Below are 18652 nucleotides of genomic sequence, written 5' to 3' on the forward strand. Positions count from 1 at the left end.
TCACACGTGGGTCGACGATTGCTTCAGATCCGGCGCGCGGCCGTGGTCACGACTGCGGCCGGGCCGCCGCCATCGCCTGCTCGAGCGACTGCTCGCTCGGCGCGAAGGAGCTGATGCCGTGCTCGGCCACAAGGAACAGCAGGTTGGCGTACCCAGGCGGAACGAACACGAGGTACTCCTCCGCCTGGTGCGCCGTCCAGTCCGCCAGGTCCTCGGGCGTCGCGCCCAGCTCAGGGGTCGGCGCCTCAGCGGTCAGCCACTCGGCCAGCCGCACTCGCGCCGCCTCGGCGATCTCCGCCGGCACCTCCGCCGGTTCCTGATCGGTCATACCGCGATGTTCTCCCCGGTCGGTTTGGGTGCTTCCGGCGTCCCCGGCGGGTCGGGGATCACGCCGTTCGCCGCGTTGCGTTGCGCGGTCAGGGCCATCTCTTCCTGCCCCTCCATGTAGGCCATGAGCGCGTTCTGGGCACCGGTCAGCGAGGCGCCGACCTGGTTCGCCGCCGCCTCCAGGGTCGGCGACCAGTGCTCGGCGTACTCGCCGATGGCCACCGCGACGATCGTGAAGACGTCGTAGTTGAGGCCCTCCATGATGGCCGTGAGGTTCTCGCCGTACGTCGTCGCCAACCCGTCGAACGGCTCCGCCTCGGTCACCGTGTCCGTGAGTACCTTGCTGGCCGCCGCGATATCGATGTCCCAGTCCACTGTCACCCCTCAGGTCTGTGTCCGGCCCTGCGCCAGGCCGCAAACGGCCGGGACGACCCCCTCACTGGGTGACGTCCACGGCCGTGAAGATGTGCGTACTACCGGTCAGCCGCCGATGCCGTCGACGGCGGCCGAGGCCTTCTTCAGCGTCGCGGCAGCGGTCGAGTCGTTCTGCGCCAGCGTCTCCTTCAGCGAACTGATGATCGCCAGGGTCTGCTCGGCCGCCGTGTTGAACTTGGCCTCGACGCCGCGGTAGTTCTCGGTCACGCCGCTGGCCGAGGCGTCCGCCAGAGCCGCGGTCACGTTCTGCTTGTGCGTCGCGATCAGGCTTGAGATCTGACCGGAGAGGCTGTTGATGGTCGACTGCACCTCGCCGGAGGCGGCCGTGTCGTAGCTGTTGCGATTTGCCATCGTCAGTCCCTCTCTCAGCGCTTCCCGAACTTGGCGGCGTTGAAGTCCGCCCCGCCCTGGTTCTTCTTCGCGGTGTCGGCCATCTCGGTGTCACCGGTACGGAAGGCCGCGTCCATGCCGGACTGGCCCTGGTTGATCGCCGCGAGCCCGGCGTTCAGGTCGGCGGCGATACCGTCGACATTGGCCTTGAACCCGTCGAACATCGCCTTGCCGGCGCCGCTCATCTTGCCTTCCAGCGGTTGCGCCGCGGCGACCAGCTGCTTCACCAGACCGCCGAGGTCCTGCGTCCCCGTCCCGGTCTTCTTGGCCAGTTGGCTCAGGGTGTCCTGGCCCATGTCCCAACGTCCGGTCACATTCTCTCCTTCGAAGTCGTTACGCCGCGAACGCAACGATAGACGGCCGAACGGGTCACCCGGTTCCTGCCGCCGAGCCGTCCGCGGACCTTTCGACTGAGACGAGAAGGTTGGCGCACACCAGGTCTGCGGAGGAGAAGATCCCACTCAGCCAGATTGGTTGCTAAGGTCAACGACCTGGTCGTGTTCTTATCCGGCTGCTCGTTTCGCCGCGACCTTCTTGGCCGGCGCCTTCTTGGCAGCGACCGCCTTCTTCACCGCGGTCTTCTTCGCCGTCGCTGTGCCCACAGCCGTCCCACCCCCGGCAGCCTTCTTGGCCGGGGCCTTCTTGATCGCCTTGGCCGCGGTCTTTTTCGCCGCCACCACGGCACCGTTCACGTCGGCCGACTTCACGCCGCTCGACTTCGCACCGTTGGACTTCGCGGTGGCGGTGAGTTGCTTCGCGCTCGGCTTGGCTGCCCGGCCGCGCAGGATCTCCGCGAGGAACTCCCCCGTGTACGACGCCGGGTTCGCCGCGACGTCTTCCGGCGTACCCTCGGCGACCAGCGTGCCACCGCGGCGGCCGCCGTCCGGGCCGAGGTCGACGATCCAGTCGGCGGTCTTGATCACGTCGAGGTTGTGCTCGATCACCAGCACCGAGTTGCCCTTGTCAACCAAACTGCCGAGCACGCCCAGCAGCTTGCGGATGTCCTCGAAGTGCAGACCCGTGGTCGGCTCGTCCAGCACGTAGACGGTGCGCCCGGTGGAACGCTTCTGCAGCTCGGAGGCGAGCTTGACCCGCTGCGCCTCACCGCCGGACAGCGTCGGCGCGGGCTGGCCAAGCCGGACGTACCCGAGACCGACCTCGTTCAGCGTGGTCAGGTGCCGGGCGATCGCCGGGATGGCCGCGAAGAAGTCGGAGGCCTCCTCGATCGGCATGTCCAGGATGTCGGCGACCGTCTTGCCCTTGTAGTGCACCTCGAGCGTCTCCCGGTTGTACCGGGCGCCGTGACACACCTCGCACGGCACGTAGACGTCGGGCAGGAAGTTCATCTCGATCTTCAGCGTGCCGTCGCCCGAGCACGCCTCGCAGCGGCCGCCCTTGACGTTGAAGGAGAACCGGCCCTGCTGGTAGCCCCGGACCTTCGCCTCCGGCGTCTCCGCGAACAGCTTGCGGACGTGGTCCCAGACTCCCGTGTACGTCGCCGCGTTGGACCGCGGGGTTCGCCCGATCGGCGACTGGTCGACGTGGATCACCTTGTCGACCAGCTCGAGCCCGGAGATCTTGGTGTGCCGGCCGGGGATCGTCTTGGCGCCGTAGATCTGGCGCGCCAGCGACGTGTAGAGGATGTCGTTCACCAGCGTCGACTTGCCCGAGCCCGACACCCCGGTGACCGCGACGAAGACCCCCAACGGGATCGTCACGTCGATGTCTTTGAGGTTGTGCTCGCGAGCGCCGTACACGGTCAGCTCGCGGCCCTCGGTCAGCGGCCGACGGACCGGCGGGATCGGGATCTCCCGGCGGCCCGAGATGTAGGCGCCGGTGATCGAGTCCGGGTGGTTGCGCAGGTCCTCGACCGTGCCCGACACGACGACCTGGCCGCCGTGCTCACCCGCGCCCGGGCCGATGTCGACCACCCAGTCGGCATGGTCGATGGTGTCCTCGTCGTGCTCGACGACGATCAGCGTGTTGCCCAGGTCCTTCAGCCGGACCAGGGTGTCGATCAGCCGCCGGTTGTCGCGCTGGTGCAGACCGATCGACGGCTCGTCCAGCACGTACAGAACGCCGACCAGGCCGGAGCCGATCTGCGTCGCCAGCCGGATCCGCTGCGCCTCGCCACCGGACAGCGACCCGGCCGGCCGGTTCAGTGCCAGGTAGTCCAGGCCGACGTCGAGCAGGAACTGCAGCCGCTCGCCGATCTCCTTCACCACCCGCTCGGCGATCTGCTTCTCCCGTGGCGACAGCTCCATGCCGGCCAGGAAGTCGTGCACCTCGTCGATCGACATCGCGCCGATCTCGGCGATGTTCTTGCCGCCCATCGTGACCGCCAGCGAAATCGGCTTCAGCCGCGCGCCGTTGCAGGCCAGGCAGGGCACCTCGCGCATGTAGCCCTCGAAGCGGTCCCGGCTGGTGTCGCTGGACGCCTCCGCGTGCCGGCGTTCCACGTACGGGATGACGCCTTCGAAGGTGGTGTAGTACGACCTTTCGCGGCCGTAGCGGTTCTTGTACGAGACGTGCACCTGGGTCTCGTGACCGGTCAGCAGCGACTTCTTCGCCTTGGCCGGCAGCTCGGCGAACGGCGTACTGGTCTTGATGCCGAGGTCCTTGGCCAGGGCGCCGAGCAGCCGTTCGAAGTACTGCGTGACGTTCGCACCGGCCCACGGCTGGATGGCGCCCTCGTCGAGCGACTTCGACGGGTCCGGGACGAGCAGCTCAGGGTCCACCTCCATCCGGGTACCGAGCCCGGAGCAGACCGGGCACGCGCCGTACGGCGAGTTGAACGAGAACGAGCGCGGCTCCAGCTCGTCGATCGCCAGCGGGTGGTCGTTCGGGCAGGCGAGCTTCTCGGAGAACCGGCGCTCGCGGCGCGGGTCCTTCTCCGGGAGGTCGACGAAGTCGAGCGTGACGATGCCGCCGGACAGCCCGAGCGCGGTCTCGACCGAGTCGGTCAGGCGCTGCTTGGCCGAGCCCTTCACCGCGAGCCGGTCGACCACCACGTCGATGGTGTGCTTCTTCTGCTTGTCCAGCTTCGGCGGCTCGGTCAGCTGGATCGTCTCGCCGTCCACCCGGGCCCGGGAGAAGCCCTGGCCGGTGAGCTGGCGGAAGAGATCGAGATACTCGCCTTTGCGGCCGCGGATGACCGGCGCGAGCACCTGGAAGCGGGTGCCCTCGTCCAGCTCCAGCACCCGGTCGACGATCTGCTGCGGGGTCTGCTTGGCGATCGCCTCACCGCACTCGGGACAGTGTGGCCGGCCCGCCCGGGCGAACAGCAGCCGCAGGTAGTCGTAGACCTCGGTGATCGTGCCGACGGTCGAGCGCGGGTTCTTCGAGGTCGACTTCTGGTCGATCGAGACGGCCGGTGACAGGCCCTCGATGAAGTCGACGTCGGGTTTGTCCATCTGGCCGAGGAACTGCCGCGCGTAGGCGGACAGCGACTCGACGTAGCGCCGCTGGCCCTCGGCGAAGATGGTGTCGAAGGCCAGGCTGGACTTGCCGGAACCGGACAGTCCGGTGAAGACGATCATGGCGTCGCGCGGCAGGTCGAGCGAGACGTCCTTCAGGTTGTGCTCACGCGCTCCACGCACGATCAGACGGTCAGACACAAGCTCACTCTCAGCCGTTCTCGAGGGTTTCTGGGCGGCACCGGGCGCCTCGCCGAGGCTGCGGAACCGACTCCTGGGACATGCCCGGCCATGCTAACGAGGCCCACCGACAAAAACTTCAGTGCCGGTCAGAAGCCAGTTCTGCGACCTCTTTCGAAAGCATATTCGATAGAGTCGGTCCATGGTCGCACCGGAGCCAACGAGTCGCCTGATCGCGAAGTTACCGTCCGCGAACCGGCGCCTGCTCGCCACCGTTACCCAGCTATCGGACGAAGTAGTACTGCGCCCGTCACTGCTGCCCGGCTGGAGCGTGGGACACGTGCTGAGTCACGTCGCCCGGAACGCCGACGCCCTGGTGAATCTGTGCGACTGGGCTCTCACCGGCGTCCGCAAGCCGATGTACGTCTCGGTCGAGGCACGCGAGGCCGACATCGCCGAGGGCGCTGCCCGGCCGATCGCGGAGCAGGTCCAGGACATCGCCGCTGCCGAGGCCCGGCTGCTGGAGCGCTTCGAGGATCTCCCAGCTGCCGCCTGGGCCGCCGAGGTCACCTGGCCGAGCGGAACCCCCGCTACGGCGTACCAGGTGGTGCCAGCCCGGCTGAACGAGCTAGAGGTGCACCATGTCGACCTGGGCCTCGGGTACACGTTCGACGACGTACCGGCCGAGTCGCGCGACGTACTGCTCACGTACGTGACCGCCAAATGGCCCGCGGACTTCCCCGTAGTACTGGAGAGCTCTGACAGCACCTGGTCGTCGCCTGTGAGACCAGCCGGTGCAAGGATCGTCACTGGCGGCAGTGCGGCTCTGCTGAGCTGGGCGCTCGGCCGGAGCGACGGCAGCCAGCTGGGCGACGACCTGCCCGAGCTGCCGTCGTTTGGATGACCACAAGATCTAGGGAGAGCCCATGACCGAGTATCACGGCAATGTCCATGTCGGCGGGCCGGCCCAGACGCACGAGCTGGCGAAGCTGATGATCACCAAGGTCGCCGTGGGTCCGATGAACAACAACGCGTACCTGCTGCGCAGCCGGATCACCGACGAGCAGGTGCTGATCGATGCCGCCAACGAGGCTGACACGCTGCTCAAGGTGATCGGCGAGAGCGGCATCAGCCGGGTCATCACCACCCACCAGCACGGCGACCACTGGCAGGCACTCGCCGAGGTGGTCGCCCGGACAAGCGCCGTGACAGTCGCCGGCCGAGACGACGCCGAAGGCATCCCGGTACCGACCGACGAGCCCGTCGGCGACGGAGACCGGATCCACTTCGGCGAGCTCACCCTCGAGGTGATCCAACTGGTCGGCCACACCCCCGGCTCGATCGCCCTCCTGTACGACGACCCCACCGGCCCACCCCACCTCTTCACCGGCGACTCCTTGTTCCCCGGCGGCGTCGGCAACACCCGCGGCAACAAGGAGAACTTCGAGTCCCTACTCGACGACGTAGAAACCAAGCTCTTCAACCGCCTCCCCGACGAAACCTGGGTCTACCCGGGCCACGGCGCCGACACCACCCTCGGCGCCGAGCGTCCCGCCCTCCCGGAGTGGCGCGCCCGGGGCTGGTAGCCGGGGGTGAAGAAGATGACGGCGTAGCGCCAGTTGCCGTCGGAGTCGCGGCGGGCGACATTGACGGCCAGGTCGCTGACGATCAGGGCGATCCCCCGCTCCTGGAGGATCGCCAGCGGATCGGCGAGATAGGTGACCTGCCCGTCCCACAGGCGACGGATCAGCTGGTCGATCTGCTCCCGGCCCCGTGCCTCGCGCAGCGACGTGTGGACCACGGCGTACGGCTCGAAGAGCTGAGCGAGGGCCTCGCCGTCATGGACGACGAAGGCGTCCTCGAGCATCGTCTCGAGCTCCTCAGGACTGCGGGCCACGAGGACGACCTAGAAGGTCAATTGGTGGCGCTCGACGATCGGCATCGTCGCCTCGAAGTCGACCTCGCAGCCGTACTCCGCCGCCAGGGCCGGCAGCGTCTCGGGGTCGTACTCGCCGCCGGGCTCGCCGAGCTTGCGGAACAGTTGCTCCAGACCACCAGGCGAGATGATCTCAAGCAGCCGGATCGGGGTGTCCCCCGCGTTCCAGAACGTGTGCCACTGCCCGCGCGGCTTGTAGACCAGCGTGCCGGCTTCCGCGAAGACCTCGTCCTCGCCCAGCAATGCGCCTAACCGCCCTTCGAGCACGAAACTGTACTCGTCCTCTCTGGTGTGCCGGTGGAGCGGAGCAGCAAGCACCTTGGGCGCCAGCGTGTGCTCCACCAGCGAGAAGCCTCCGCCGGAGTCCTCGGTGTCGATCAAGAACCGGTCGGTCCGGTTCCCTGGGTCTGTGATGGACAAGCCGTCGTGTGGACCGAGCACTCGCGGCCCGGTGATCTGCGGGTTCATTGCTTCCTCCCCTACTTCGGATAAGGCTGAAGCTACGGCTGGGAGCGGCTGCCGCCCATTCCAGAAATCTGGTATCCGCAGAACCCGCCACACCGTCGTACGGTGGGGAGGTGAGCGGGTACGCGAAGCAGCGGGCCAGCGACAGGATCGCCGCGCTGACGCGACAAGGCCTCGATCTGGTGACTCTCTGGCGGGAGGCGACCGAGGCGCTCCGGCCCGCGGTCCAGTACTACGACGCGCCTTGCTGGTACACGCTCGACCCGGCGTCGCTGCTGGTGACCAGCCATTTCAACGAAGGCATGCCGGAGCTGCCGCCCGAATGGCTCGCGCAGGAGTACTACGAGGACGACGTCAACCAGCTCGTGGACGTCGCCCGATCCGCGCGGGGCATCTCGACCCTGCACGAGGCCACGGGTGGCGATCCGGCCAGCAGCCCTCGGTGGCACCAGAACATGATGTACGGCGGAGACCAGGAGCTGATCGCGTCCCTGCGCACCAAGAGCGGCGACGTGTGGGGCGCACTCGGCCTGTACCGCGAACAGGGACAGCCGCTGTTCGACGACGACGACCTGGCCTTCATCCGCGCCATGGCGCCAGTGCTCGCGGCCGGGGCCCGCAACTCCCTACTGCTCGGTGAGGCCATCGATCCCGAAGGCGCCGACGCACCCGGGCTGATCGTGGTCACCGACAACTGGGAGATCGAGTCCGCGACGCCCGGCGTCGAACGCTGGCTCGCCGAGCTCCCGGACGGCGACCTGGCCGCGGGCCGTCTCCCCTCGGCTGTTCTCGCCGTCGCCGGCCGCGCCTTGCGTACTGCGACGTACCCCGATGCCGGGGAAGTCGCCGTCTCCCGGGTGATGTCCCGTTCGGGTGGCTGGGTCGTGCTGCATGGGACCTCGCTGGTCTCGTCGAGTTCACGCCGGGTCGCCGTCATCGTCGAGCCGGCCCATCCCAGCCGCATCGCTCCGCTGCTGATGGCGGCGTACGGGCTGACTGATCGGGAACAGGAGGTCACCCGCCTGGTGCTGCAGGGGAACTCGACCACCGACATCGCCGAGCGCCTCTTCGTCTCGGCGAACACCGTGCAGCAACACCTCAAGAGTGTCTTCGACAAGACCGGGGTTCGCAGCCGGCGCGACCTGGTCGGCAAGATCTTCTTCGCCCACTACGAGCCGCGGGTCCGCGACAACGAGCATCGCGCCGCCGACGGTCAGCCGCTCCGGGGCGGACCGGTCAAAGCGTGACGTCGGGGATTTCGAAGGTCTGGATGGTGTTGCCACTGCCGCCGTCGAGGATGCGCAACCTCCAAGGGGGCGGTCCCGTAGGTAGCTGTCCGCGACAGTACCGTCACCGAAACCTTTGGCCATGCTCAGTCAGTCAGTTCGGCCGGCTCGGCCACCACATCCACCAGGGCGCCGTTGCGGACGGCGGTGATCTCGGTACGACGGCCTATCGCGTCGGCGAAGAGCTGACGTTGGAGGGACTGCGCGTCTCGGAGCGGGGTGCCGTCGACGGCCAGCACCAGATCACCTTGCCGCAAGCCCGCCTCCGCCGCCGGGCTACCCGAGATGACCTCGACGACCCGCAACGCGTTGCGTTGACCGAAGCGCTCGGCCAGCTGCGGACGCAGTGGCGCCGGCGTCGTCACCAGCCCGAGGTACGCCCGCCGGACCCGGCCGTCGTGCAGCAGCGAGTAGATGATCCGGCGAGTGGTCGGATTCATCGGCACGGCCAGCCCGAGGCCGATCCCGGCGACCGCGGTGTTGATGCCGATCACCCGGCCGTTGCCATCGGCAAGCGCTCCGCCGGAGTTGCCCGGGTTGAGCGCCGCGTCGGTCTGGATCACGTCCTCGATGATCCGGCTCGCCGCCCCGGACCGGACCGGCAGCGATCGGCCGAGAGCGCTCACCACGCCGGCCGTCACGCTTCCGGCCAGGCCGATTGGGTTGCCCACGGCAACAACCAGGTTGCCGACCTTGAGCCGGTCCGCGTCGCCGTACTCCGGTGGCGCCGGGATCTCCCGGTCGGCACGCAGTACGGCGAGGTCGGACAGCCGATCCACCCCGACCAGCCGCGCCTGCGCCGCAGTACCGTCCGCGAACTCCGCTGTCGCGCTCGTGCCGTCGCCGACGACGTGCGCATTGGTCAGCAGATGCCCGTCGCCGGTCAGCACCACCGCCGACCCGGACGAGTCACCTCGCCGGCCCCGCACCCGCAGACTCGCCACCCGCGGGATCAACCGCTCCGCCACCCCGGAAACCACCCGCGAGTACGCGTCCAGCACCTCGTCATCCATCATCACGCCGCCTCCTGATTACATCATTACTCAGCAATCAAGCGAACGTCTCTAGGTCAACAGACTCGACGCGTCTCCCACCCGGTAAGGGGTGTAGTTGTGGGCGTAGATCTGCGTCCGCCCAGCCAATGCGGCGATCGGGACAAGGAAGATGCTGCCGTCGCCCAGCAGGATGAAGAAGAGATCGAGTGAATCCGGGTCGTACGGCACCTTGGCTGCAGTCTTGTCCAGAACATAAGGCCGCCACCCGATACCGACCACCCAGCGGCCCTTGCCATCGCGCTGCGTACAGCTCTTCACCTGCACTCGCTGGATTCCCTTCTCCGTTGTGACCAGCAAGTCGTACACCTGAGGCTCGACCGGCAACGCGACCGGACAACCTCGCAGAGCAAACCAGGCCATCGCTACCGCCGGAGCGGCGACGCGCAGCATCTCCAGCTGGCCTGGCCGGACGAAGAACGCGTCCTCCGGAGACGGGACGTCGGGTGTCATCAGATGCTCGTAGCTCACGCCGAGCCGCGCGGCATGCCCCTTCACGCGGACCCGGGATGCCGCGTTGTCGGCGACACCGAGACGGGTCAGCACCTCAGCCCAGGACGTCGAGAAGGGTACAGCCTCCCGCATCTGCCCATCGGACCAGCGGCGTTGCCCGGTGAAGTGCGACGCGTCCAGGCCAAGGCGATCCGCGTGTCTCTTGATGGTCCGGATCACCCCGGCGGAGTTCGCCTTCAGCCCCAACAAGCGAGCGACAGCACGCCAGGTCAGGCTGCCTTCAACCGCCTTGCGCAGTTGGGCATCGCTCCAGCTGCGCTTGTCCCCGATGGTGTTCATGGGGAGACAATAAAGAGGGGCACCGACAGAATCGGTGCCCCTCTTTTCGGTCGGGCTGACAGGATTTGAACCTGCGACCCTTTGGCCCCCAGCCAAATGCGCTACCAAGCTGCGCTACAGCCCGAATGGTCGTCCCCAGGAGGACGACCGGGGTAAACCTTACCCCATTCGCGGACCTCGTTTGACCAAGGGGTCTCAGCGTTTTGGCTTCTTCACTCGGGGGCGGATCTGGACGTGGACCGGGCTGCCGACGAAGCCGAAGTCTTCGCGGAGGCGGCGTTCGATGAAGCGCTGGTACGACGGCTCGAAGGCGCCCGAGGTGAAGATCGCGAAGGTCGGCGGCATCGTCGTCGCCTGGGTGCCGAAGAGGATCTTCGGCTGCTTGCCGCTGCGCACCGGGTGCGGGTGCGCCGCCACCAAACGGCCGAGGAACGCGTTCAGCTGACCCGTCGGGACACGCGTCTGCCAGCCGTCCAGCGCCGCCTCGATCGCCGGCACCAGCTTCTCCATGTGGCGGCCGGTCATCGCGCTGATGTTCACGCGCGGCGCCCAGCGGAACTGCACCAGATCGCGGTCGATCTCGCGCTCCAGGTAGTAGCGCCGGTCTTCATCGACCAGGTCCCACTTGTTGTAGGCGATGACGAGCGCCTTGCCGGCTTCCTCGACCGTGTTCATGATCCGCAGGTCCTGCTCGGTCATCGGCTCGGACGCGTCGATCACCACGACGACGACCTCGGCCCGCTCGATCGCGCTGTTGGTGCGGAGGCTGGCGTAGTACTCGTGGCCCTGGACGTTCTTCACCTTGCGGCGGATGCCTGCGGTATCGATGAAGCGCCACTGCTTGCCGCCGAGGATGATCTCCTCGTCCACCGGGTCCACCGTCGTGCCGGAGACCTCGCTGACGACGACGCGGTCCTCCTTGGCCACCTTGTTCAGCAGCGAGGACTTGCCCACGTTCGGCTTGCCGACGATCGCGACCCGGCGCGGGCCGCCCAGCTCGGGGTCCCGCTCAGCCGGTGCCTCCGGCAACGCGGCCAGTACCGCGTCCAGCATGTCGCCGGTACCGCGGCCGTGCATCGCCGAGATCGGGAACGGCTCCCCGATCCCCAGACTCCACAGGTTCATCGCCTCGGCCTCGACCCGCTGGTCGTCGACCTTGTTGGCAGCCAGTACGACCGGCTTGCCCGCCTTACGCAGTACCCGGACGACAGCCTCGTCGGAGTCGGTGATCCCGACCGTCGCGTCGACCACGAACAGCACCGCGTCGGCCGCGTTGATCGCGACCTCGGCCTGGGCGGCGACGAGCGCGGCCATGCCGACGGCGTCCGGGTCCCAGCCGCCGGTGTCGACCAGCGTGAAGCCGCGGCCGGCCCAGTTGGCGTCGTAAGAGACGCGGTCGCGAGTGACGCCCGGTGTGTCCTCGACCACAGCCTCGCGGCGGCCGATGATCCGGTTCACCAGCGTCGACTTGCCGACGTTCGGCCGGCCGACGATCGCCACCACCGGCAGCGGGCCGGTGTCTTCACGGTCGTGGGTCGGCTCCGCTTCGAACTCGTAGCCGGTGGGCAGGTCACTCATCAGGATCCTTCTGGTCTGGCACGCCCGGGAGCGGGTGGCCGGTGGCTTCGACGGCCGCCTGCACATGGGCCCGCAACACGTCGCCGATCTGGTCGGCAACCGCGCGTACGTCGACCTGCCTCCTGGGAAAGGATACGCGGTCAACCGTGAAGGTCTCGCCATATACCACGTGCACCCGGCTCCCCCGGGGCGGAAAGTGCTCGATATCGCCGCCCGGCTGACGTGTGCCGAGCAGAGCGACCGGCAGGATCGGCGCTCCGGTGACCATGGCCAGGTAGGCCACGCCCCCGCGCACCTTGCGGAAGTCGCCGGGCCCCCGGGTCCCCTCGGGGTAGACGCTCAGCGCGCGGCCCTCGCGCAGGATCTGGATCGCCCGGCGGATCGCCAGTACGTCGTACTGCGTACGGTCGATCGCGATCTGGCCGGCCCGGTGCAGCATGAACCCCTGCAAGCCGTGGAACGCCTCGATCTTGCCCAGCTGGTGCAGCATCCGCGGCGCGATCGCGCCCAGCAACGGCCCGTCCAGCAGGCTGAGGTGGTTCGGCGCGATCAGGACCGGGCCGGTGGCCGGGAAGCGGTCCTCATGGTGGGTCGTCAGCTCGTACCGCCAGCGCATGTAGGGCCGGACGGCGTGACGCAGCACACTACCCAACCGGTGCGGGATGGCAGGCAGATCGTCGGTCCGGGGCAGATCCCGGTGCCCGGTCAGCTCGTCGGCGGTCATGACTCCTGGTCGCGCGGCACGGCCTCAGCCTCCTTGGCGAGTCGGCAGATGACATCGATCACTTCATCCAACGTCAGATGGGTCGAATCGATTTCCACCGCGCCGTCGGAGGCCACCTGGAACTGCGAGACGGTGGAGTCGTCGGCGTCCCGCCGGATGATCTGGTCCCGCAACTGCTCCGCGGTCACCGCGCCCTCGGCCAGCTCCGCCCTGCGGCGGGCCATCCGGGCGTCCTGGTCAGCGGTGAGCAGCACCTTCAGCTCTGCCTGCGGCGCGACCACCGTGGCGATATCGCGTCCCTCGACAACCGCACCACCGGTCGGCTGGGATGCCTCGATCAGCTCCCGCTGGCGGCGGATCAGCTCGGCCCGTACGTCGAGGTTGGTGGCGATCTTGCTGACGCTCGCGCTGATCCGGGGATCCCGGATCGCCTCGGTGACGTCCACCCCATCGGCTGCGAACCGGGCCCGCTGCGGATCGGTGCTGATCGACAGCCGGACCGCGCGGGCGCGCTCGGCGACCGCAGCGAGGTCGTCCAGGTCGAGCCCGTGCTCGAGCGCCGACCAGGTCACCGCCCGGTACATCGCGCCGGTGTCCAGGTACTGCAGACCGAGCCTGGTCGCGACTCCGCGGGCCGTGCTCGACTTACCGGACCCGCTCGGGCCGTCAACAGCGATGATCATGGCCCGAAGATTACCGGTGCACGGACCAGCCCCGCTCGGTCAGTACCCGGACCAGCTGATCCACCGACACCGGTTTGACCGACAGCTCGACCTCACCGACCGGGCGGCCAGGGCTGTGGTCGATCCGCAGATCCTCGACGTTGGCGCCGGACTCGGCCGCATCCGCGAACAACCGGGCCAGCTGGCCCGGCCGGTCGGGAATGGTGACCATCACCGGTACCAGCTCGATGTGCGGAGTGCCGTGCTTGCCCGGTACCCGGATCGCGCCGGACACGCCGCGGTTCAGCACCGCGGTCAGCTCGCCGGTCGCCTCTTCCTTGCCCAAGGCAATCAACAGCCGGTCGAGCTCGTCCCGGATCTGCTCCAGCAGGCCGCTCAGCGCGGGCGAGTTCGCCGAGACGATCTGGGTCCACAGGCCCGGGTCGCCGGCCGCGATCCGGGTGACGTCACGGACGCCTTGGCCGGACAGCTCGAGGTGCGCGGCGGGCGCGTCGACCAGCGTGCCGGCGGCCAGCGACGACATCAACTGCGGCAGATGCGAGACGCGAGCCACCGCGAGATCGTGGTCCTGGACGGACAGCTCGACAGTACGAGCGCCGGCGGCCTCGGCGAGCCGTCGTACCAGCTCGACCGCGTCGGGATCGCTGTTCTCGTGGGGAGTGATCGCCCAGGTCGCGCCGTCGAACAGGTCGGCCCGGCCGGCCAGCGGGCCGTTCCGCTCGGACCCGGCCATCGGGTGACTGCCGACGTACCGGGACAGCTCTTCCGGCGAACCGACCAGCGCAAGGGCGTCGAAGAGTGGCTTCGACTTCACGCTGGCGGCGTCGGTGACGATCGCATCGGTCTGCTGCAGCTGCTCGACGACGACCTCACCGACGTGATCCGGCGGGACAGCGACAACGACCAACTGCGGCTCGATCTGGACCAGCCGCGAACCGGCCCCGATCCGCTCGGCCATCAAGGCACTGTCGGGATCGGCGTCGACGAGCTCGACCACGACGCCGAGCCGGCCGAGGGCCAGGCCGATCGACGTACCGATCAGGCCGGTACCGACGATCCGGACGGGACCCCGCAGCTCGGTCACTGGGCGCCGGTCAGGTCGGGGCGCAGACTGACTGCACCGTGCAGGTAGACGTGCTGGATCTTCTCGCGCGACCGCGGCGACTCCGCATGCACCATCATCCGGACCACCCGCGGCAATGCGTGCGGCACGTCGATCTCCTGCATGCACATCAGCGGTACGTCGGTCAGCCCGATCTGCCGGCCGGCCACCGCCGGGAACTCCGAGTGCAGGTCCGGCGTGACGGTGAACAGGATGCTGATCAGGTCCTCCGACTCCAGGTCGTTGGCCTCCAGCACGGCCCTGACCAGCTCGGCGGACCGTTCGAGCAGATGCTCGCGCTCGTCCACCTCGAGCTGGGTGGCACCGCGGATCGCCCGTACCGCCACTGCGTCTGCCTCCTAGATCGGTGATGCCTCTCACCCTCAACCCTAGGACAGAAGGCGCAGTGGTTGCGTCACCGTCTCGGAATCCGCGCTGTCTGTGCCTCCGCGGCGTCGACCGTCTGCTCCAGCAGCAGCGCGATCGTCATCGGGCCTACCCCGCCGGGGACCGGGGTGATCAGACTCGCCACCTGCGTGGCCTCCTCGTAGTGGACATCGCCCACGTTGCCTTCGTTGTATCCGGCATCGATGACGACGGCACCGGGTTTCAGCCAGTCGCCGCGGACGAAGTTCGCCCGGCCGACCGCAGCCACCACGATGTCGGCCGTCCGGACGATTCCGGCCAGGTCGCGGGTCTTCGAATGCGTGTAGGTGACCGTCGCGTTCGATGCCAGCAGCAACATTCCGGCGGGCTTGCCGAGGATCGGGCTGCGGCCGATGACGACCGCGTGCGCGCCTTCCAGCGGTACGTCGTACGCCTGCAGCAAGCGGAGGATTCCACCCGGCGTACAGGAGACGAAGCCGGGCTCGCCGAACGCCATCGCGGCGAAGGCGTGCATGGTGACGCCGTCGACGTCCTTGCCCGGATCGATCGCCTCGAACGCGGCCCGCTCGTCGATGTGCCCGGGCACCGGGTGCTGCAACAGAATCCCGTGTACGGCTGGGTCCGCGGACAGCTTGCCCAGCTCAGCCACGAGTTCCTCGGTGGTCGTCTCCGCCGGCAGTACGACGCTCAGCGAGCCGATCCCGGCCTTTTTGCTGCGGTTCTGCTTCATCCGGACGTAGGTGGCCGACGCCGGATCGTCTCCGACGAGCACCGTCGCCAGACACGGCTGTACGCCGGTTTCGTCCTGCAGTTTCTTGGCTCGCTCGGCAGCGTTAGCCACCATCTCGGCAGCAAGGTGGGTGCCGACCATCAGTCGGGCGGTCTCAGTCATAGCGCGCTCCTTCGGGCGTCGACGAAAAGATTCGTTGCCCAGGCGCGCGGCTCAGCCGGCTAACACCGGCAGACCGTTCCCCGGTGGTACCCCACCTCAACGCCAGTCGCGGTCCACCAAGAATCCTACTGCTCGTCCAGGGCGGCGCCAGATCGGCAACGTCCTCTCCGCTTTGGGCTGCCGTACGTGGACGAGGGGTCAGACCGCGACGACATCAACGAGGTCTTCGAGTCCGGCAAGGTCTTTGGCGTTGCGGGTGTAGAGGCGTGCGTCGTGCACACGGGCGGTTGCAGCGATGACGAGAGCGAAGGATCGGCTTCGAGGTTGCCGTCCGGCGTCGACCACCGCGGCAGCGAGGGTTCCGTATGCGCGGGCTACAGCGTCGTCAACGGGCAGCGCCTCGAAGGCTCGTTCAATGCCGGCGAGTCGCCGTAGCCGTCCGGCCCTGGCCGCGGAGGATCTGGCGACCAGAACTCCGAAGTGCAATTCGGCGAGGCTGATGGTGCTGATCGCGAGTTCGCCGGGGATCGGGGCGGTGAGTCCGGCGATGAGGACGCTGGTGTCGAGGACGGCTTTCACTGATGCCGCTCCCATGGGTCGGTGAGCTGGTCATCGATGAGTTCGCGGTCCTCGTCCCATTCGTCATCGGTGGTGCCGATGAGCAGGTCGGCCACGTCTTCGTAGCGTCGCCAGTGGTCGCGCTCGGGCGGTCCGAGCACAGCGGCCGGCCGGCCGGCGACGGTGATGAGCAGGTGTTCACCGGCTTCGGCCCGGCGTACTAGGTCGCTGGCGTGCTGGCGGAGCTCACGTAGTCCGAGAGTGTCCATACCCCGAAGGTAGCACCTGTGCTACACAACCGCCCGGATGGTGACCAGGTCCTAGCTGTCCGGCCGTGCGTCGCGCCGTCTGCGTGCAACTCGGCGGCGGAGGACTCCGGCAGACCGGCGCCGTCCGCCGCGGGCGTTGGGCCCGGGGCGGACGGCAACGAGTCCGTCACAGGGGGCGGTCGGCGTCCGGGTCTTCCGGTGGGGCGATCGGAGTGTCGTCCTCGGCGGGCGGCGCCACCGGGGCGTCGTCCGTGGACTCACTCTCGTAGTTGCCGCCGTTGACCGTCTCGGCCGCTTCGGTGTGCGCGGCTGGCTCGGACGGCGACGTGTCCGGCCGGGACTCGGACAGGATCCGGGCCAGCGTCTCGTCGGAGATCCGCTTGAACTTCCGCACCTGGGTCCGGCTCCGATCCAGGATGGCAACCTCGATCTGGTCCGGCTCGAGCTGCCGGATCTCCGTGCCGTCGTGGCCGAGCGCGTCCACCGCGAGGCGCAGTGCCCCGGCCAGCGAGATGCCCTCGGAGTAGTGCTCACCGACGTACTCGGCCACCTGCTCCGCCGGGCCACCCATCACGGCGTACCCGCGGACGTCCGCGATCGAGCCGTCGTAGGTGAGCCGGTAGATCGTGTCCTCGGCCGTGCTGACGCCGACCTCGGCGACCAGGATCTCGACCTCGAGCGGCTTCTCCCCACCGGAGGAGAAGATCGCGCCGAGCGTCTGCGCGTAGGCGTTGGCCAGCGCCCGGCCGGTGACGTCGCGCCGGTCGTAGGAGTACCCGCGCATGTCCGCCAGCCGGACGCCGGCGATCCGCAGGTTCTCGAACTCGTTGTAGCGGCCGACGGCGGCGAAGGCCAGCCGGTCGTAGATCTCGGCGACCTTGTGCAGGGCCGGGGACCGGTTCTCGGCCACGAACAGGATGCCGTCGGCGTACTGCAGCGCGATCGCGCTGCGGCCCTTGGCGATGCCCTTGCGCGCGAAGTCGGCCCGGTCCCGCATCAGCTGTTCGGGTGAGACGTAGAACGGAACGCTCATCTAGGGTGTCGTCCTCTATCAGTCGATGGGGTTCAGGTGAGGGGCGCGGCCGGGCCGTCCGGGCGCTGGTGCCGGGCGTCCATGACGGTGTCGACCAGCGCACCGACCTCATCGGCCGGCAGCCGGCGGTAGCCGTCGGCGGTGACCACGCCGATCACCGGGAAGATCCGGCGCAGCATGTCCGGACCACCGGTCGCCGAGTCGTCGTCGGCCGCATCGATCAGCGCCTGGATGGACACTGTGACGGCCTCGGTCTCGCTCAGGTCGTCGCGGTGCAGCTTCTTCAGCGCGCCACGGGCGAACAGCGAACCCGAACCGACGCTGTGGAAAGCGCGCTCCTCGTACCGCCCACCGGTCGGGTCGTACGAGAAGATCCGGCCGCCCTCGATGTCGGGGTCGTAGCCCGCGAACAGCGGCACCACGGCCAGGCCCTGCATCGCCATCGGCAGGTTGCCGCGGATCAGCGCGGTCAGCCGGCTGGCCTTGCCGTCGAGGCTGAGCGTAGTGCCCTCGAGCTTCTCGTAGTGCTCCAGCTCGACCTGGAACAGGCGCACCATCTCGATCCCGAGGCCCGCCGTACCGGCGAAGGCGACGCAGGAGTACTCGTCGGCCGGGAAGACCTTCTCGATGTCGCGCTGGGCGATGATGTTGCCCATCGTCGCGCGCCGGTCGCCGGCCATCACGACCCCGCCGGGGAAGGTGGCCGCGACGATCGTCGTACCGTGCGGGACGTCCCGTGACAGAGTGCCGTTCAGGTCACCCAGCCCCAGGTCGCGTCGTCCGGGCAACAGGTCGGGCGCGTGCCCGGCCAGGAAGTCCATGAAGGACGAGCCACCTGGGGTCAGGAAGGCTTCCGGCAACCGGCCGGAGGCATCGAATCTCATCTAGCGGTTCACTCCCCACCCTTTTGCACGAAACCGCGGACGAACTCTTCCGCGTTCTCCTCGAGCACCTCGTCGATCTCGTCGAGGATCGAGTCCACGTCGTCGTCGAGCCGTTCCTTGCGTTCGGCGACGTCCTCGGTCGACTTGACCTCGGTGACCTCTTCTTCGGTCGTCGAACGCTTCGGCTGCTTGTGCTGCTGTCCGCCGTCCTTCGCCATGGCACACACCTCCTAGAACCGCAGTGGAGAGCCGCCCAACCGGCT

At 68.3% G+C, this 18652-nt stretch carries 23 protein-coding genes, 1 tRNA gene and 1 riboswitch; of the genes, 3 read left to right on the top strand and 21 right to left on the bottom strand.

The annotated features are described in order from the left end of the window. Nucleotides 1–46 precede the first annotated feature (46 nt). The 5 genes from A3ES_RS0100735 to uvrA all read right to left on the bottom strand — a co-directional run bounded on the left by A3ES_RS0100735 (nt 47) and on the right by uvrA (nt 4769). Entirely contained in the window at nt 47–328 is a 282-nt protein-coding gene (locus tag A3ES_RS0100735) for a hypothetical protein (protein ID WP_020384849.1), read from the bottom strand. Next, the gene (locus A3ES_RS50885; RefSeq protein WP_157630242.1) at nt 325–708 is read right to left on the bottom strand and encodes a DUF6507 family protein; all 384 of its coding nucleotides are present in this window, start codon (nt 706–708) and stop codon (nt 325–327) included. Before A3ES_RS50885 ends, A3ES_RS0100735 begins: the two co-directional genes overlap by 4 nt. A 99-nt stretch (nt 709–807) precedes the next feature. After that, nucleotides 808–1113 carry a hypothetical protein gene (locus A3ES_RS0100745; protein WP_020384851.1) on the bottom strand — a complete coding sequence of 102 codons (306 nt, stop codon included), beginning with the start codon at nt 1111–1113 and terminating at the stop codon, nt 808–810. Between the two features lie 14 nt (nt 1114–1127). Continuing rightward, complete coding sequence (locus tag A3ES_RS0100750) at nt 1128–1466, bottom strand: hypothetical protein (protein ID WP_202806408.1); 339 nt, start codon at nt 1464–1466, stop codon at nt 1128–1130. A gap of 189 nt (nt 1467–1655) precedes the next feature. Next, nucleotides 1656–4769 (bottom strand): excinuclease ABC subunit UvrA, encoded by a 3114-nt coding sequence (uvrA, locus tag A3ES_RS0100755; protein ID WP_020384853.1) that lies wholly within the window; start codon nt 4767–4769, stop codon nt 1656–1658. A gap of 181 nt (nt 4770–4950) precedes the next feature. Between uvrA and A3ES_RS0100760 the strand changes: the two genes are divergently transcribed. Further along, nucleotides 4951–5652, top strand: coding sequence for a maleylpyruvate isomerase family mycothiol-dependent enzyme (locus tag A3ES_RS0100760; RefSeq protein WP_020384854.1), 702 nt, complete (start codon nt 4951–4953; stop codon nt 5650–5652). Between the two features lie 22 nt (nt 5653–5674). Then, a complete protein-coding gene (locus A3ES_RS0100765; protein WP_020384855.1) occupies nt 5675–6334 on the top strand; it encodes an MBL fold metallo-hydrolase in 660 nt (219 codons plus the stop codon). Here A3ES_RS0100765 and A3ES_RS0100770 read toward each other — a convergent pair. Together A3ES_RS0100770 and A3ES_RS45790 are read right to left on the bottom strand one after the other, a co-directional pair. After that, the gene (locus tag A3ES_RS0100770; RefSeq protein ID WP_157630243.1) at nt 6256–6645 is read right to left on the bottom strand and encodes a nuclear transport factor 2 family protein; all 390 of its coding nucleotides are present in this window, start codon (nt 6643–6645) and stop codon (nt 6256–6258) included. The genes A3ES_RS0100765 and A3ES_RS0100770 overlap by 79 nt on opposite strands. Nucleotides 6646–6654: 9 nt before the next feature. Beyond that, nucleotides 6655–7152: a cupin domain-containing protein gene (locus tag A3ES_RS45790; protein ID WP_020384857.1), complete on the bottom strand. Its 498-nt coding sequence runs from the start codon at nt 7150–7152 to the stop codon at nt 6655–6657. Nucleotides 7153–7262: 110 nt separating this feature from the next. Here A3ES_RS45790 and A3ES_RS0100780 point away from each other — a divergent pair, with 110 nt between their 5' ends. Further along, nucleotides 7263–8396: a LuxR C-terminal-related transcriptional regulator gene (locus A3ES_RS0100780; RefSeq protein ID WP_020384858.1), complete on the top strand. Its 1134-nt coding sequence runs from the start codon at nt 7263–7265 to the stop codon at nt 8394–8396. Between the two features lie 125 nt (nt 8397–8521). On the opposite strand, the gene A3ES_RS0100785 is transcribed toward A3ES_RS0100780, so the two are convergent. The 14 genes from A3ES_RS0100785 to A3ES_RS0100850 all read right to left on the bottom strand — a co-directional run bounded on the left by A3ES_RS0100785 (nt 8522) and on the right by A3ES_RS0100850 (nt 18607). Further along, a complete protein-coding gene (locus A3ES_RS0100785; RefSeq protein WP_020384859.1) occupies nt 8522–9451 on the bottom strand; it encodes a S1C family serine protease in 930 nt (309 codons plus the stop codon). 48 nt (nt 9452–9499) lie between these two features. Then, complete coding sequence (locus tag A3ES_RS0100790; protein ID WP_026162448.1) at nt 9500–10279, bottom strand: group I intron-associated PD-(D/E)XK endonuclease; 780 nt, start codon at nt 10277–10279, stop codon at nt 9500–9502. A 50-nt stretch (nt 10280–10329) separates the two neighbouring features. Then, nucleotides 10330–10403 (bottom strand) — tRNA-Pro (locus tag A3ES_RS0100795). A gap of 71 nt (nt 10404–10474) precedes the next feature. Continuing rightward, a complete protein-coding gene (gene der / locus A3ES_RS0100800) occupies nt 10475–11857 on the bottom strand; it encodes a ribosome biogenesis GTPase Der (protein WP_020384860.1) in 1383 nt (460 codons plus the stop codon). Further along, nucleotides 11850–12581 (bottom strand): lysophospholipid acyltransferase family protein, encoded by a 732-nt coding sequence (locus A3ES_RS0100805; RefSeq protein WP_020384861.1) that lies wholly within the window; start codon nt 12579–12581, stop codon nt 11850–11852. The genes der and A3ES_RS0100805 overlap by 8 nt, the downstream gene beginning before the upstream one ends. Further along, a complete protein-coding gene (gene cmk / locus A3ES_RS0100810; RefSeq protein WP_020384862.1) occupies nt 12578–13264 on the bottom strand; it encodes a (d)CMP kinase in 687 nt (228 codons plus the stop codon). Before cmk ends, A3ES_RS0100805 begins: the two co-directional genes overlap by 4 nt. A 10-nt stretch (nt 13265–13274) precedes the next feature. Then, on the bottom strand, nt 13275–14348 hold the full coding sequence (locus A3ES_RS0100815; RefSeq protein ID WP_020384863.1) for a prephenate dehydrogenase: 1074 nt from the start codon (nt 14346–14348) through the stop codon (nt 13275–13277). Further along, complete coding sequence (aroH, locus tag A3ES_RS0100820; protein ID WP_020384864.1) at nt 14345–14713, bottom strand: chorismate mutase; 369 nt, start codon at nt 14711–14713, stop codon at nt 14345–14347. Before aroH ends, A3ES_RS0100815 begins: the two co-directional genes overlap by 4 nt. Before the next feature lie 68 nt (nt 14714–14781). Next, nucleotides 14782–15645, bottom strand: coding sequence for a bifunctional 5,10-methylenetetrahydrofolate dehydrogenase/5,10-methenyltetrahydrofolate cyclohydrolase (locus A3ES_RS0100825; protein WP_020384865.1), 864 nt, complete (start codon nt 15643–15645; stop codon nt 14782–14784). A 29-nt stretch (nt 15646–15674) separates the two neighbouring features. Then, a riboswitch (ZMP/ZTP riboswitch) is annotated at nt 15675–15765 on the bottom strand. 78 nt (nt 15766–15843) lie between these two features. Continuing rightward, nucleotides 15844–16224 (bottom strand): type II toxin-antitoxin system VapC family toxin, encoded by a 381-nt coding sequence (locus tag A3ES_RS0100830; RefSeq protein WP_020384866.1) that lies wholly within the window; start codon nt 16222–16224, stop codon nt 15844–15846. After that, nucleotides 16221–16472 (bottom strand): type II toxin-antitoxin system Phd/YefM family antitoxin, encoded by a 252-nt coding sequence (locus A3ES_RS52275; RefSeq protein ID WP_083933106.1) that lies wholly within the window; start codon nt 16470–16472, stop codon nt 16221–16223. Before A3ES_RS52275 ends, A3ES_RS0100830 begins: the two co-directional genes overlap by 4 nt. 166 nt (nt 16473–16638) lie before the next feature. After that, a complete protein-coding gene (gene prcA, locus A3ES_RS0100840) occupies nt 16639–17505 on the bottom strand; it encodes a proteasome subunit alpha (protein WP_020384868.1) in 867 nt (288 codons plus the stop codon). A 32-nt stretch (nt 17506–17537) separates the two neighbouring features. After that, nucleotides 17538–18389: a proteasome subunit beta gene (gene prcB / locus A3ES_RS0100845; protein ID WP_020384869.1), complete on the bottom strand. Its 852-nt coding sequence runs from the start codon at nt 18387–18389 to the stop codon at nt 17538–17540. Nucleotides 18390–18397: 8 nt separating this feature from the next. Continuing rightward, the gene (locus tag A3ES_RS0100850; RefSeq protein WP_020384870.1) at nt 18398–18607 is read right to left on the bottom strand and encodes a ubiquitin-like protein Pup; all 210 of its coding nucleotides are present in this window, start codon (nt 18605–18607) and stop codon (nt 18398–18400) included. Nucleotides 18608–18652: the final 45 nt, after the last annotated feature.

The organism is Kribbella catacumbae DSM 19601 (assembly GCF_000372465.1).
GTDB classification, from domain to species: Bacteria; Actinomycetota; Actinomycetes; order Propionibacteriales; family Kribbellaceae; genus Kribbella; species Kribbella catacumbae.